Source organism: Maribacter sedimenticola (assembly GCF_900188415.1).
Taxonomy (GTDB): Bacteria; Bacteroidota; Bacteroidia; order Flavobacteriales; family Flavobacteriaceae; genus Maribacter; species Maribacter sedimenticola.
In genome coordinates this window covers 448399-463646 of record NZ_FZNV01000003.1, presented here as the reverse complement: position 1 = coordinate 463646, position 15248 = coordinate 448399, and the positions used below count along the sequence as shown (strand labels likewise).

The 15248-nt window shown below is 37.3% G+C and carries 16 protein-coding genes; 7 read left to right on the top strand and 9 right to left on the bottom strand.

Annotated elements, in window-relative coordinates; translation table 11 throughout:
• Positions 1 to 82: 82 nt before the first annotated feature.
• Positions 83 to 607, bottom strand: coding sequence for a CvpA family protein (locus CHB68_RS11360; RefSeq protein WP_089260995.1), 525 nt, complete (start codon positions 605 to 607; stop codon positions 83 to 85).
• 79 nt (positions 608 to 686) lie between these two features.
• On the opposite strand from CHB68_RS11360, the gene CHB68_RS11355 reads away from it, so the two are divergent.
• The 3 genes from CHB68_RS11355 to CHB68_RS11345 all read left to right on the top strand — a co-directional run bounded on the left by CHB68_RS11355 (position 687) and on the right by CHB68_RS11345 (position 4503).
• A complete protein-coding gene (locus tag CHB68_RS11355; RefSeq protein WP_089260994.1) occupies positions 687 to 1043 on the top strand; it encodes a hypothetical protein in 357 nt (118 codons plus the stop codon).
• Positions 1044 to 1206: 163 nt separating this feature from the next.
• Positions 1207 to 2697 (top strand): glycerol kinase GlpK, encoded by a 1491-nt coding sequence (gene glpK, locus CHB68_RS11350; protein ID WP_089260993.1) that lies wholly within the window; start codon positions 1207 to 1209, stop codon positions 2695 to 2697.
• Positions 2698 to 2835: 138 nt separating this feature from the next.
• The gene (locus CHB68_RS11345; protein WP_089260992.1) at positions 2836 to 4503 is read left to right on the top strand and encodes a glycerol-3-phosphate dehydrogenase/oxidase; all 1668 of its coding nucleotides are present in this window, start codon (positions 2836 to 2838) and stop codon (positions 4501 to 4503) included.
• Here CHB68_RS11345 and CHB68_RS11340 read toward each other — a convergent pair.
• Entirely contained in the window at positions 4500 to 5501 is a 1002-nt protein-coding gene (locus CHB68_RS11340) for an NAD(P)H-dependent glycerol-3-phosphate dehydrogenase (RefSeq protein ID WP_089260991.1), read from the bottom strand. The two genes, CHB68_RS11345 and CHB68_RS11340, sit on opposite strands and share 4 nt — an antisense overlap.
• Before the next feature lie 121 nt (positions 5502 to 5622).
• Here CHB68_RS11340 and CHB68_RS11335 point away from each other — a divergent pair, with 121 nt between their 5' ends.
• Positions 5623 to 6537 carry a nicotinic acid mononucleotide adenyltransferase gene (locus CHB68_RS11335; RefSeq protein WP_089260990.1) on the top strand — a complete coding sequence of 305 codons (915 nt, stop codon included), beginning with the start codon at positions 5623 to 5625 and terminating at the stop codon, positions 6535 to 6537.
• Positions 6538 to 6589: 52 nt separating this feature from the next.
• Here the strand turns inward: CHB68_RS11335 and CHB68_RS11330 are convergent, their stop codons facing one another.
• Both CHB68_RS11330 and CHB68_RS11325 read right to left on the bottom strand, forming a co-directional pair.
• A complete protein-coding gene (locus CHB68_RS11330; protein ID WP_089260989.1) occupies positions 6590 to 7117 on the bottom strand; it encodes a DUF421 domain-containing protein in 528 nt (175 codons plus the stop codon).
• 107 nt (positions 7118 to 7224) lie between these two features.
• Positions 7225 to 8073 carry a helix-turn-helix domain-containing protein gene (locus CHB68_RS11325; protein ID WP_089260988.1) on the bottom strand — a complete coding sequence of 283 codons (849 nt, stop codon included), beginning with the start codon at positions 8071 to 8073 and terminating at the stop codon, positions 7225 to 7227.
• A gap of 147 nt (positions 8074 to 8220) precedes the next feature.
• On the opposite strand from CHB68_RS11325, the gene CHB68_RS11320 reads away from it, so the two are divergent.
• Both CHB68_RS11320 and CHB68_RS11315 read left to right on the top strand, forming a co-directional pair.
• Positions 8221 to 9192 carry a phytanoyl-CoA dioxygenase family protein gene (locus tag CHB68_RS11320; protein ID WP_089260987.1) on the top strand — a complete coding sequence of 324 codons (972 nt, stop codon included), beginning with the start codon at positions 8221 to 8223 and terminating at the stop codon, positions 9190 to 9192.
• Between the two features lie 83 nt (positions 9193 to 9275).
• Entirely contained in the window at positions 9276 to 10901 is a 1626-nt protein-coding gene (locus CHB68_RS11315) for a SulP family inorganic anion transporter (RefSeq protein WP_089260986.1), read from the top strand.
• 10 nt (positions 10902 to 10911) lie between these two features.
• Here CHB68_RS11315 and CHB68_RS11310 read toward each other — a convergent pair whose 3' ends face one another.
• The gene (locus tag CHB68_RS11310; protein ID WP_179213192.1) at positions 10912 to 11169 is read right to left on the bottom strand and encodes a hypothetical protein; all 258 of its coding nucleotides are present in this window, start codon (positions 11167 to 11169) and stop codon (positions 10912 to 10914) included.
• Positions 11170 to 11412: 243 nt separating this feature from the next.
• Between CHB68_RS11310 and CHB68_RS11305 the strand changes: the two genes are divergently transcribed.
• Positions 11413 to 12453: a lactonase family protein gene (locus CHB68_RS11305; protein WP_179213191.1), complete on the top strand. Its 1041-nt coding sequence runs from the start codon at positions 11413 to 11415 to the stop codon at positions 12451 to 12453.
• Here CHB68_RS11305 and trxA read toward each other — a convergent pair.
• The 4 genes from trxA to CHB68_RS11285 form a co-directional block, all read right to left on the bottom strand.
• A complete protein-coding gene (gene trxA / locus CHB68_RS11300; RefSeq protein ID WP_089260983.1) occupies positions 12450 to 12746 on the bottom strand; it encodes a thioredoxin in 297 nt (98 codons plus the stop codon). The genes CHB68_RS11305 and trxA overlap by 4 nt on opposite strands.
• 28 nt (positions 12747 to 12774) lie before the next feature.
• Entirely contained in the window at positions 12775 to 13476 is a 702-nt protein-coding gene (locus tag CHB68_RS11295) for a DsbA family oxidoreductase (RefSeq protein WP_089260982.1), read from the bottom strand.
• Between the two features lie 151 nt (positions 13477 to 13627).
• On the bottom strand, positions 13628 to 14107 hold the full coding sequence (locus CHB68_RS11290; RefSeq protein ID WP_089260981.1) for a c-type cytochrome: 480 nt from the start codon (positions 14105 to 14107) through the stop codon (positions 13628 to 13630).
• A 169-nt stretch (positions 14108 to 14276) separates the two neighbouring features.
• On the bottom strand, positions 14277 to 15239 hold the full coding sequence (locus tag CHB68_RS11285; RefSeq protein ID WP_089260980.1) for a YheT family hydrolase: 963 nt from the start codon (positions 15237 to 15239) through the stop codon (positions 14277 to 14279).
• Between the last annotated feature and the right edge of the window lie 9 nt (positions 15240 to 15248).

Here is a 15248-nt window from a genome sequence, read left to right as displayed (position 1 = left end):
AAGAAATCTTGGCATTGTACGGTATACTTGGTTCTTTATTCGTTAAAAGGTCAAAATTAAGGGAATAAGTGCTTTAATTACACTAAATGACAACAGGCTCGTTAGTAGATTCTTTGGGATGTTCGTTATTGTTAAGGACTTGATCGAACAATAAGGCGCCAATTTCCTTTATGGGCTGGTACAGTATTGAATTTTTTTTTGTTTGTTCATCAAGAAGGTTAAGGGTATTGTCCACACGGTCAAAAAAAATGAATGCAGCACCTAATATGATGGCTATTTTTAAGGCGCCAAAAATAGCTCCTGCTATTTTATTCAAAAGGCCCAACATGGCCAAGTTGGCCACTTTGGTCAGTAATTTACCCGCTAGGTTTACTAAAATGATGATTAGGATAAATGTAATGATGAACGCCAAAATACTCATGTTGCGTTCATTCCATTCTAAATGGGTAGATAAATAGTTTCCGGTAATATATGAAAAGTGTATGGCCCCAAATATGCCTGCTATTAGTGCTACTATGGAAGCCAATTCCATAAAAAGTCCATTTTTAAAGCCTTTGTAAAGACCCCAGACCAATGGTAATAGTAGTAAAATATCTAAAAGGCCCATTTGTAATGTGTTTTCACAAATATAGAACTTTGAGTTGTACCTTTGAAATGTCCAAAAAGTACGATAGAAATTAAATATTATGGCCAGGGATATACAATTAAAGGAACGTTGGGAGAATTTGGTAGAAAAGCTTTCCGTGAAATTTTCTGATGGGGACCCATTGGAACTGGATGCCATTATTTATTTAGTTGGTGTCCAAGAGTTGGGCCAATACCATAGAAAGTATAAGAAAGATGATAAATTAGATTTAATGCATATTGCCATCTGTAGGCTGTTGGAACCTTATGGATTTTATGAATTTAGTTTTTTTGATGAAGATGGTTGGCCCCATTATACCATTAACGAAGAGTTGCCCCCTTTAAAAGCAGGTGAACAAACCGTATTGATGAAGGAGGCGATTGTAAATTATTTTTTGGAAAAAGAGTTTATTAAGTAGGGACTTCAAAAACTTTTTAAAGTTAAAAGTATAGAAAATTGTACGCTAATTTGGTATTATATAGGAGCAGAATATTTACTGTAGCATAGAATAGCATAAGTTAGTTTTTATCTTCTTTGAAATCGATATTAAATCTGCTATATTTAAAAAAATATCGTAAAAAATGTCAAGGAAATTTATTATATCATTAGATCAGGGTACCACAAGCTCTAGAGCTTTATTGGTTGACCATGCAGGTACCATTAAGGGAATGGTCCAAAAAGAGTTCAAGCAAATATTTCCACATTCTGGTTGGGTAGAACATGATGCAGAGGAAATTTTGACCACGCAAATGGGTGTGTTAAAGGAACTTTTGGACAATGAAAATGTATTGCCATCTGAAATAGTGGGTATAGGTATTACCAATCAGCGTGAAACTACGGTGGTTTGGGACAAAAATACCGGCAAACCTGTATATAATGCCATTGTTTGGCAGGACAAGCGTACAGCGGATATCTGTGAACATTTAAAGAAGACAGGCTTAACGGAACATGTAAGGAAAACTACCGGTCTGGTAATAGATTCTTATTTTTCAGGTACTAAGGTAAAATGGATATTGGACAATGTTGAGGGAGCCAAGAAAAAAGCAGAAGCAGGGGACCTGTTAATGGGGACCATAGATACGTGGCTGGTGTGGAATATGACCAAGGACCATAAGCATTGTACCGATTATACCAATGCATCACGTACCATGATATATGATATCGTAAATTTAAAATGGGACGATAAAATGTTGAAAGCTCTGGGTATTCCAAAAAGTATGTTGCCAGAAGTAAAGCCATCTTCTGCCCATTTTGGGGACTATGAAATCGATGGTGTTAAGATACCTATAGCCGGTATAGCCGGTGATCAGCAGGCGGCTTTGTTCGGTCAGGCTTGTTTTAAGAAAGGTTCGGCAAAAAACACCTATGGGACAGGGTGCTTTATGCTAATGAACACAGGCGAAGAACCGCAATTCTCAAAAAATGGATTATTGACCACAATTGCCTATGGTTTAAACGGTAAAGTAAATTATGCCTTGGAAGGTAGTATTTTCATTGCCGGGGCAGCGGTACAATGGTTAAGAGATGGCTTAGAGCTTATAGCGCATGCTAAGGAGACAGAGGAATTGGCCAATTCAATTGAAGGTGAAAATTCTGTGTATGTAGTACCGGCTTTTGCAGGTTTAGGCGCCCCTTATTGGGATATGTATGCCAGAGGTGCCATATTTGGATTAACACGTGATACCGGTAAGGCCCATATAGCCAAGGCCACTTTAGAGGCCCTTGCCTATCAGACCAAGGATATTCTAAAGGCCATGGAAGATGATTCCGGTATTCAACTTAAAAATCTTAGGGTAGACGGCGGCGCATGTGCCAATAACCATTTAATGCAATTTCAGGCCGATATTTTGGATTCGGAGGTGCATAGGCCGGAAATTATTGAATCTACCGCAATGGGAGCCGCTTTTTTGGCGGGCATACAAGTTGGCTTTTGGGAGCAATCTGATATTGATGAGAACAGACCCATGGACCGTATTTTTAAACCCACATTTGATCGCGTAAAGAGAAAGCGCCTCTATAAGAAATGGCAGAAGGCGGTTGAACGTACAAAAGGTTGGGAAGACGAAGAATAGTTTTAAAACATCAATTTTACAATTAAATAATTTTATCGAGCATATTTAAATGTGGTCCTAACCATATCTTTGGGCTGCTTAGGGTTGTAACAGTACAAAGTTGGAAATCAACTTTTTAATAGCAAATAAACATCTTTGATGAAAAATATAAAATTTACCAATTTAGAACGTCAAAAAACAATAGCATCACTGCAGGGAGAAGAATTTGATCTTGTGGTCATAGGTGGCGGTATAACAGGCGGTGGTATTGCATTGGATGCGGCATCACGTGGACTAAAGGTTGCCCTTTTGGAAAAAGGTGATTTTGCATCGGGCACCAGCAGTAAATCGACCAAATTGATACATGGCGGATTGCGATACCTCAAACAATTTGATTTTTGGTTGGTAAAGGAAGTAGGCTCGGAAAGGGCCATTGTGCATAAATTGGCTCCACATTTGGTCCTACCGGAAAAGATGTTGCTTCCGTTAATAGAAAATGGATCGTATGGTAAGTGGCTAACTTCTATTGGACTTAAAGTCTATGATATACTTGCACAGGTAACGGGTGATGATAAACGAAAAATGCTTGAAAAGAAGGAAGCCCTTAAATTGGAACCTTTATTACCTAAAAAGATATTGAACGGGGCGGGCTACTATGCGGAATATAGAACGGATGATGCAAGGCTTACCATTGAAAATATAAAGACCAGTCTGCTTTTTGGTGCTCAAGCCTTGAACTATGCCAAGGTGAACGATTTTCTATATGAAAATGATAAAGTTGCGGGGGTAAAGGCTGTAGATATGATTTCAGGCAGTGAATTTACCATTAATTCTAAATATGTAATCAGTGCTGCGGGACCTTGGGTAGATGAGTTAAGGAGCCTGAACAATTCCAAGAAGGGAAAACAATTACATTTGACCAAAGGTGTCCATTTAGTTTTTCCATATGAGAAACTTCCCGTAAAGCAATCAGTATATTTTGATATACCCGATGGGCGAATGATGTTCGCTATTCCAAGAGGTAAAATTACTTATGTAGGCACTACGGATACCAATTATAATGATAGTAAAGATGAGGTAAGGACAGATATTGCCGATGCGATCTATTTAATATCGGCCGTAAATAATATGTTTCCTGATATTAATTTGGAACTGGAGGATATAGTTTCTTCTTGGGCAGGTCTACGCCCACTGATACATGAGGAAGGTAAGTCCGCTTCTGAACTTTCCAGGAAAGATGAAATCTTTGTTTCCGCAACGGGGTTGATCAGTATTGCCGGCGGTAAATTGACTGGTTATCGCAAAATGGCCGAAAGGGTAGTTGATCGTATTGCAAAAAAAATGGATGAGGAATATAATATTGAACTCAAGGAATGTTATACAGAAAAAATATATCTGTGCGGAAATGATGATTTTAAAAAATTCAAGCATGTAAAAAAATACATTGCCCAAGTGTATGATAAGATAAAAGACGACGGTTTTACACAGCATGACGCTTGGTTTTTGGTAACCAACTATGGCAAACAGACAGAAGTTATTTTAGATACCTACACAAAATTGGTAGAAGAAGATAAATATATTAGGTTGGCCAAAGCGGAACTTACCTTTGGTATTGATTATGAAATGGTACAAAACCCAATGGATTTCTTTATAAGAAGAACCGGTAGGTTATATTTTGATATTGACAGCATCAGATCGCTTATGGAGCCTATCTTAAAGGAATTCCAGAACAAATTTGGAGTGACCGATGAAATAGTTCAAGGTTGGAGAACAATCTTAGAGGCAGAATTAAAGGAACATTCAGATTTTTCCCTTACCAGAAACTAGTCCAGCTTATCCGTCAGGGCAAGAAACACCTTTTTAGGGTTTTTATTTTCGTAAAGAACTTGGTAAACGGCGTCTATGATTGGCGTCTTTACTTTTTTCTTGAATTTTTCTTTTATGACATATGCACTTTTGGCGGCATAATATCCTTCTGCCACCATGTTCATTTCCATTTGGGCACTCTTTACCGTATAACCTTTACCGATCATATTGCCGAACATGCGGTTACGGCTAAAAATGGAATATCCTGTGACCAACAGATCACCTAAATAAGCAGATTTGTTAATGTTGCGGTCAATGTTGTGTATTCTTTTGGTATAGCGTTTCATTTCCCTTATGGCATTACTCATCAAAACACTTTGAAAATTATCCCCATAGCCCAGTCCGTGAGCAATACCCGCTGCAATGGCATAAATATTCTTTAACATTGCCGCATATTCCGTACCTATAATATCCTTGCTGATATTTGTTTTTATATAATTGCCGGACAGGTTTTTGGCTACGTACTCCGCTTTTTGCTTATCGGCACAGGCAATGGTCAAATAGGATAAACGTTCCATGGCAACTTCCTCTGCATGGCATGGTCCGGTAATTACACCAATATGGTCAAAAGGTATGTTGTATACCTCATGAAAATGTTCACCTACGATTAATCCGGATTCTGGTACGATCCCTTTTATGGCAGAAAAAATAATTTTATCCTTAATGGATTCATTTAATTTTTCCAACTCGGATACCAAAAAGGCAGAGGGTATGGCAAAAATTAATATATCGGCATTATTTACCGCATCGTTAATATCGTTAGTTAACAGTAATTGTTCTGTTTTAAATTCAACTGAAGTGAGGTAATTGGGATTATGCTTTTGTATTTTAATATAACCAATAGCATCGGAATTTCGCATATACCATCCTACTCGTTCTTGGTTTTCGGTCAACATCTTCACTATGGCGGTAGCCCAGCTACCACCTCCCAATACTGCAAATTTAGCGTCCTTTTTCATGCCTATGTTTATGGTACAAATTTACTATTTATTTAGATGCTTGTAATACGTTGGTTTATAGGGTTATGATGATTTTGGCATAGAGATTGTTTATCAGTACATAACCTTTAAATAAAATTGTATGAAAACATTAAAACTACTTACAGGATATGTTCTTTTGGCCACGCTTATGGTTTCTTGTTATGCAGATGTAATCATAGAAGATAATTTTATTGAGGAATCTGCCTATAATACCGATCAAGTATTGCAAGACTATGATTTGTGGTATGTAGATATCAATGAAACGCGTGGATATGGGGAAGTACCATTTTTGCAACGTGCCTTTACCATTTCCTTTGACCGTGGCATCGTTTATGCCAACAATAACATTGTAGGCATTGGTAAAACCGGTGGCGGCTACGGTATTGATGTAGGTACGTATAGTACGTTAAGGGGCATAGTAGAAATTGATCATGATATCGATGGGCGTTGGGCCTTGGAAGTCTATGCGGTTAATAGAAATACTATTGAGCTTTATGATGCAAGTACGGATACATCCTATTTTTTAAAAGGATACCAGACCAATTCATTTGATTATAATATGGTATTCTATGACAACATCAATTATTTTATACAGGAATATGATGCTTGGGAGAAAATTTATACAAGTCAGACAGGTGCTATAAATGATTTTGACAATGAAAATTATATACAGTTTCTACCCGATTTTTTCAGGTCTTCCTTAGATGCTCCTAATACAAGGGTTTCAAATCTGCAATGGGATTATGAAGGAAATTATGTGGTATATGATGTACAGGGAGATAATACCTTAAAGGCCTTAACGCTGGATTATGATTTTTTTGGTGATGATTATTTTGAGTTATATGTCATTAACGATAGCACTATTGAGCTTTATCACCCTAGTAGTGGAACTACTTATGAATTTAGTGGCAGAGGATATCAGCAATATTTAAAAACCGGTAAGGATATCCTAACCAAGAAAAGAACAAAGACTTCTAACCCTATCATGAAAGTGGAGAGAAAGAAGGTAAAATAGTTTTTAGGTTGATTGTCTTAAGAATGCCCTGGTCTTTTAGAACGGGGTATTTTTATATAGTGGCAGCTACATCGGTCATTATAATATCATCAATTTCTACAGGAGAATCTGTATGTAATACGGAAATATCTCCAGTGGTTTCAAAAACTACCGCTTTTACTTGTGAAAGCTGCAATACGTTCGCCTCTCTTAATTTACCCATAAGGTCGGCTTGGCTTACCAGAGCCTTATTTAGGTTCTCCTTGAAAATTTTTCCGTCTTTCATCAATAAAATAGGTGTGTTCGTGATTATTTTTTGAGCTTTGTCAGAAGAAGATAATATTTTGGCGAACAGCGCTTGTAACCCTGCAAGCAAGGCCAGGGAAACAATTGCGGGCATAAGGCTTGACACTGGTTTGTTTACCGCATCCGCTAAAATGGAGCCCATTGCTATGGTTACGGCAAAATCAAAGCTGGTCATTTTTGCAAAGGTTCGTTTGCCCGTAACCCGGGTAATGAGCATGATATAAAGATAAATACAAATTGCGGCAATGCACATTTGCAATACGGTCTGTAGTGTTAATGGTTCAAAAATTTCCATGTGTTCTAGGTTATGAGGTATGTTTTACAATGCCTGTATCTTGGCATAATAAAGGTAATCCGTTAGTACACAATTACTTTCCTCTATTACCTATAATACTACTTCATTTAAACGGTAAGCAATCTTTTTTTAAATGCCGAAGGATTTTCTCCCGTAACTTTTTTAAACGTTCTATTAAAGTATGATAGGCTTTCAAAGCCACATTCAAAACAGGTTTCACTAACGTTCTTACCGCTTAAGAGCAAACGTTTAGACTGGCTTATACGGTACTGGTTCAGGAATTCTATAAAAGTACTACCTGTAGCTTTTTTGAAGTATCGGCAAAATGCAGGTTTGGTCAAATTACAAAATTGAGCCACTTCATCTACAGAAATCTTACCTTGGTAGCGTTCATCGATCAAGGCATAAATTTCACGAATTCTACTTTGTTCTTTTTTACTGTACCTGTTTTTGTACGGCTTTTTGTGCAGTAATTGAAATTCATTACTTTGAGAAAGCCTTTTTAGAATATTCATTATAGCCATAAAATATTCAAAAGGTTTTAAGGTATGAAGTTCCTTAAGCAATTTACCTACCGTTTTTTTTGTCTCGCCATGAAATGCTATGCCATAACGGGACAAATCAAGTAACCTGTTAAGGCTCTGTAATTCTGGCATTGGTTCAACAAAGGTATTTTTGAACGAAGGTTTAATATGTAATACTTCTTCCCTATAGGTCGTCTTTACCCCATAGTCAAAATTTAAGTGGGGTATATTAGAGCCAATTAGCACCAAATCTGTCTCTTCATATTCAGAAATATGATCACCAACATGTCTTGTTCCATTGGCACCTTCAATGTAGACCAATTCATATTCTGGGTGAAAGTGCCAATAAAAAAGATGACTTAATTTTGGGTCATGTAGCAATCTAAAAAGACTTTTAGATTCAGGTTCTATAGTTTCCAGTTCAATTTTCATAGGGATAAATGTAACAAAATTGCACATATATTTAAATGTAGCCGGCTTAAAAATCAATATAGTTCAAATTGTGGTTAATATCAAGGTGGTGTAAGGGCTTAAAGGTCAGTAGATTTATATCATAGATTCAACTTAAATTTTAAGACCATGAAACATTTAAACAAGGTAGAGCTTGGAAATAAAGGCCATAAGGATATACCGGGAAATCCGTCTACGGCAACTAGTAGCAAACAGCAATTAAATGATCGATCTAACGGTGTTCCACTTCGTGTACTCAGCGAGGATGATTGGCAATTTTGGATAGAGAACGGGTATATTGTAATTAAAAATGCCGTGCCTTTGGAGCAGGCAAAAGCAACCGCTGATTTTCTTTGGGAGTTCGATGAAAAAGACCCAAATGATAAATCCTCTTGGTATGCTGCACCGAGAGCGGAAATGAAAATGAAAGAACTTACAGGAACTGGAATGGTTGAGGTATATAATCATCAGCACTTATGGAATAACAGGCAAACACAAAAAGTCTATGATGCCTTTGTAGATGTGTGGGGAACTGAAAAATTATGGGTAACCATTGACCGTGCCAATTTAAATTTTCCATTGCCGGAAGGAGTGGATAAGAAAGGATTTATTCATTGGGATTATGATCCGGAAACTAAGCCACAGAATGTTCAAGGTGTACTGGCCCTTGCAGATCAAGATGATGAGCAAATGGGCGGTTTTCAATGTATTCCATGGTTATATAGAAATTATGATTCTTGGAAATTGACCCAACCTAATGACCGTGACCGTTTTCAACCAAACTTAAAAGGTTTAGAAGGTAAAATTGTTAAGGTAAAAATGAAAGCGGGTGATCTTTTAATTTTTAATAGTACCGAACCCCATGGTATAAGACCTAATAAATCTAAGGACAAAGTAAGAATTGCACAATATATTTCCATGATGCCTGCAGAGCCTGAGAATACTCCGTTAAAAAAATGGAGAATCAATTCTTGGAAAAATAGGATTGCACCGGAAGGCTATGCTTTTCCTGGTGATCCCCGTAATTGGGAACAAACCAAATACGATACTGCCAAATTATCTCCTTTGGGAGAGAAGTTATTGGGATTAAAGGACTGGTAAACAGATAATTTGGTAATAATCTACATGTTTGTGGCAGGGCCGGTAAATATTACTATTTTTGCGCCCTTTAAAGGTTTTGATACATGGCGAAGATTTTCAATTTATTTGATTTTAAGCAAAAGGTAGATTATAAGACAGAAATTTTATCTGGACTTACCGTAGCGTTGGCCTTGGTGCCAGAAGCAATAGCATTTGCATTAATACCAGGGTTTTCTCCCTTAACCGGTTTATATGCCGCTTTTGTTCTGGCATTGATTACCTCAATTTTTGGTGGTAGGCCGGGTATGATTTCGGGTGCAACGGGAGCAGTTGCTGTCGTATTCATTGGTTTAATACTTGAATTAAAGAGAAACTTTCCGGGTATAGCGCCAGAAACTATTTTAAACTATGTGTTTGCAACCGTAATTATTGCGGGGATATTACAAATACTGGCCGGAGTTTTAAAATTAGGAAAGTTTATCAGGTTGGTGCCTCACCCGGTTATGTTCGGCTTTGTCAATGGTTTGGCAATCATCATTTTTATGGCGCAGTTCCCAAATTTTTATCAGAAAGGGACCGATCAGTTGTTGACAGGAACAAATATGGCAATGATGTTGGGACTTACCTTATTGACCATGTTGATCATATGGGGCTTACCCAAATTGACCAAAGCGGTGCCTTCATCATTGGTGGCCATTGTAGTGGTTTCTGCCATTGTATTGGGTTTTGGAATAGATACTCTTACCGTTGCGGATACAATGCGTGAAGGTGAATCTATTAAGGGAGGTTTTCCACCATTGTCCATACCACAGATACCCCTAACTTTTGAATCTTTTAAAATAATTTTTCCATATGCAGCCATTGTTGCCGGTGTAGGACTTATAGAAAGTTTGCTTACCCTAAATATTATTGATGAAATAACTGAAACTAGGGGTAACAGTAATAGGGAATGTGTTGCGCAAGGTTCGGCGAACATACTTTCTGGATTTTTATCGGGCATGGGAGGTTGTGCAATGATCGGTCAAAGTTTGATCAATACCTCTTCTGGTGCAAGGGCTAGGTTATCCGGTATTACTGCGGCCGTAATGTTATTGGTATTTATTATGTTTGGATCTAGTGTTATAGAGCGTTTGCCTATGGCGGCTTTGGTAGGACTTATGTTCATGGTTGCCATTGGGACTTTTGAATGGGCAAGTTTTAAGACCTTTCGGAAAATGCCAAATTCAGATGTTGTGGTTATGATTTTGGTGACATTGATTACCGCTATTACTCATAATTTGGCCATTGCTGTGCTTTTAGGGGTTGTCATTTCTGCATTGGCCTATTCATGGGAAAATGCCAAAAGAATCCGTGCAAGAAAGCATATAGATGAAAACGGAGTTAAGCATTATGAAATCTATGGTCCGTTATTTTTTGGTTCTACTACGTTATTTAGTGAAAAATTTGATGTACCTGGAGATCCAGAACAAGTTATTATAGACTTTAAGGAGAGTAGGGTGGCAGATATGAGTGGTATTGAAGCTTTGAACAAAATTACGGAACGGTATGCCAAGCTTGGTAAAAAAGTTCATTTGCGCCATTTAAGTAAAGACTGTATTCGCTTATTGGAAAATGCCGAGGAAATAATTGATGTGAACGTAATGGAGGATCCCACATATAAGGTTATGATAGACAAGCCCATAAAAAATAACGATTCAGCAAACAACCCTTTTAAACTCTGGGGCTTATAAGGCTAGGTAGTTAGGACCGGGCAAAATAGTAAATGGCATATAGCAAACAGATGGTCCCTATCAGTGCCATGATATAATAAATTACTTCTTGAGTACGGTTTTTTCTTACCTGTGCAATAATAGCTGCCCTTATTTTTTTACGTTCACCCTCAGTAAGCTCCTTGAATTGAAGTTTTGTTTTATGGGTATGGTCCATATAGTCTTTGCGTAGCTCCCTAAAGCTTCTACTTTTTTTAAGTAGCGCCCTATTGACCTTGATTACCTTCATTGATTGTACACCATAACCGCCCATATCATCACTTTATATATTAGTGCCATAAAAGTGTAAATGTTACATTCCTGTGCAAATTCATACGAATAGACGAATACTTTCCTATTTTTAATAGAAGTAATTATATAGGTATATGAATCATATTTAATTATAGTATTCTGATAAATTTATTTCAACATGAAAAGTAAAATATTTTTGTTACCAATGTTTTTTGGTTTCATTTTTTTGATTGGCTGTGATATGGATAAAAATACAAATGATGCAATACTTTTTGTAGGCACGTATACAAAGAATGGAAGTGAGGGAATTTATAGGTTTAACTTTAATGTGGATACGGGAAGGCTTAGTGACCAAACTTTGGCTGCCCAAATAGAAAATCCTTCCTTTATAACGTTTTCACCGGATAAAAAAACGTTGTATGCAGTTGGTGAGGTAGATAATTATAAGGATGGTAGTGGAGTAATTACCACTTTTGATGTCAAGGATACGGTACTTACCAAATTGGATATGATGTCCACATTTGGGGCAAATCCTTGCTATGTTGGTGTTAGTGGCAATGGTCGTCATGTTGCAGTGGCAAATTATACAGGAGGCAATTTTACAATTTATAATACCCAAGAAAATGGAGCTTTGCTTCCATCTCCACAAGTAATTGACCATAAGGTATTAGATACAAGTAAGACGGCCCATGCCCATATGGCCAAGTTTTTCGACGATGAACTGTTCGTTGCCGATCTAGGTTTGGACCGTATTAAAAAATATAGTAAACAGGAGAATGTTTTTGTTCCCAGCGAACAGAAAGAACTTGTATTGGCAAGCGGTGCAGGCCCAAGGCATTTTGTGGCTTCTGCCAATGGTATTTTTTTATATGTCATTAATGAGCTGAACTCTACGATTACCTTGTTTAAAAAAATAGGGGGGAGTTATGAAACCATAGCGGTTTATAATACCCTGTCTGATAATTTTAAAGGCGAGAGTTTCTGTGCCGATATTCATTTGTCCCCAGACGGTAAATATCTTTATGGATCTAATCGTGGAGAAAATACCATCGTAATTTTCAAGGTAAATGAAACTAGCGGAAAATTAGCTTTGGTGGCAAGAGAACCTGTAAAGGGTGATTGGCCTAGGAATTTTACTATTGACCCCAGTGGGTCATACGTACTTGTGGCAAATCAACGCAGTAATAATATTGTGGTTTTCAAAAGGGATATTGAAAAAGGCACCTTAAGTTTTATCAACGAGGTTGATTTGCCAAGTCCTGTATGTTTAAAATTTTATTAATGGGATTTTATGATTTCAACCAAATCCCGTTTCTGTATTACACCAGATTGTCTCCAAACTTGTTTTCCGTTCTTGTACAATATCATGGTAGGCACCCCTCTTACTTGATAGGTAGTGGCAAGGGATTGATTTTTATCGACATCGATTTTTACTATTTTAATTGCATCGCCCAGTTCATCCTTGACATCTTTAAGGATAGGGGCCAATGTTTTACAAGGGCCGCACCAGTCGGCAAAAAAGTCTACCAGTACCGGAGTATCACCGGCTATAATGTTTGAAAATGATGTTTTCATAATAGCTTACTTTTTATAGGTTTATAGCTTAACAAATACCTGTTGTGGAATCACAATGGTCACCTTCGCTCAAAATGGTCAAAGGTGCCACTTGCTCAAATGCCTCTAAAAAAGCAGTGGCAGGTTGTGCTCCGCTAATTCCATATTTATCATTTATGATAAAAAACGGTACACTGTTTACGCCACGTTGCTGATAATGTGCAATTTCTTGTTTTACACTATAGGCAATGTCTTCGTTCTTTAAAATTTCTTTTGTTTTTTCCTCTGGCCAGCCGTATTCTTCCATAATGGTAGTGAGTACTTCCGGTTTGTTCAAATGGAGATTTTCATCAAAATATGCCTTCATCAATCGCTCTTTCAATACATCCTTGAATCCTTCTTCACCGGCAACATGTAGTAATTGGTGAAGCGGTAGCGTATTTACTGCGCGCCATTCTGGTCCAAAGTTAAAGGTAATTCCTTCCTCTTTGCCGTTTTCTACCAAACGCTTGGTCATTTCCAAAGGGCCTTCCAAATTGCCGAACTTATTTATAAGATAGGTGTCTCTGTCCAAGCCTTCCTTAGGCATATTGGCATCTAATTGAAAAGGGTGCCATTCTATATCTATTGGAGCTCCTTTCCATTGTGCAATGGCTTTTTCCAATCTTTTTTTTCCGACATAGCACCAAGGGCAGGCGACATCAGAAACTATATCTATTTTTATTTTATCATTTTGCATAGTAATGTTCATTATCTTAGGTTACATTGGTCGTAAGGCAATACCCTTTCATTACATTTTTCTCTTATACTTCACCCGATTGGAGGAGTAATGGATTACAAAAAAAGCATAAAAAAACCCTTTCAAGACTGTTGAAAGGGTTTGCGTATAATTTCAATGGAAGTTATAGAGTACGTAAATACTCCGCTAGGTTGCGAGCTTCTTCCTCATTTAGGTTTTGATTCAGCATAATGGCATTGTTGTATTCTTTCAACAAAGCTTTGGCAATTGGGTCTTCTTTCAACATTTTGTCTGGATTAATGATCATGTTCATTACCCATTCTGGACTTCTTCTTTCATAAACACCTTTTAACGCAGGTCCTATCATACGTTGTTCTGCCATATGGCAAGCGGTACAAATAGCTTGGAATTTTTCTTTTCCTGCAGCGGCCATTTCCTCGTTTATAGTATCATCGAACTTTACACTGGTTATTGGACCAACACCTTTATTGTCCAAATCAACCGGAACACCTTCAGTTGCAGTTTCTGTTTTAGCTTCCTTCTTGGTTCTGTTCATTTCAAAACCTTCCTTCTTCTCTTCCTTTTTCTCACCACAACCTATAATCATTGTGCCAAGAGCTAATAAGGTTAATAATTTGCGCATACGTTTACGATATTTTAAAAGTTGTCTCTCAATTTAGGGTCTAAGATATGAATTTTTAATGGTGACCCTAGCTTTTAAACGCAATGTACGTATAGATTTAGGGAATATATTTAGACGGTTAACATTTTTGTAAAAATTTATGAAAAATTGCACGTATAAATGTTCATGTTCAGGAAAGATTCTCGAAAAATTCTAATGTGCGTCTTTCGGCATACGTTTGGTTTTTTGCACCATGAAAACCAACATGACCACCATATTTTGGAGTCTCCAAAAACAAGTGTGTATGGTTTTTTGCAATTTCTATAGGGTAACATTCAGGACCTAAAAAGGAATCGTTCAAGGCATTGATGATTAAAGTAGGAACATTAATATGTTTTAAAAATTGTAGACTGCTGCTCTTTGCATAATAGTCCATAGCATCTTTGAAACCATGGGCCCTACTGGTATAGATATCATCAAAATCCTTAAGATTTTTTATGTTTCTAATGTCATCATTAGAGATCAGGTCAGGAAATACTTGTTGCTTTTGTTTTAATTTTTCTAAAAGGTTTCCTTTAAACCTTCTTGCATAAAGTACGTTCTTATATTGCAATAGTTGATAAAGGGAGTCTGCTAGTTGACAGGGTACAGAAATGGCGGATGCACCTTTTATTTGGTCCGGAACGCTTCTTTTTTCCCCTAAATATTTTAGTAAAAGATTGCCTCCAAGGCTAAAACCATGGAGGAATATTTGCTGGTATACTTTTAAGTTCAGGACATGGTCCATTACATATTGTAAGTCCTCCGTAGCACCAGAATGGTAGGATCTAAAAAGATTGTTGGCCGTTCCGCTACAGCCTCTTAGATTAATGGCGCAGATATCAAAACCTTTTTGTGAGAGTAATTTAGCACTGCCTTTTACATAGGCCCTTTGGGAGCTTCCTTCCAGTCCATGAATGATAATGACCAATTTTTTGGAGGTTTCAGCGGCATAGCTCCAATCCGTATCCAAAAAATCTTCATCGGGCAGGTTAATTCTAATACGTTTCTGTTCTAAATCATCAACCTTTCTAAATAGACCGTTATATATGGTAGAGAAATGTCCGTTCCTAAATATTGGGGAAGGATGGTATGATGAATCTATTATGGGCATTTATGAGGT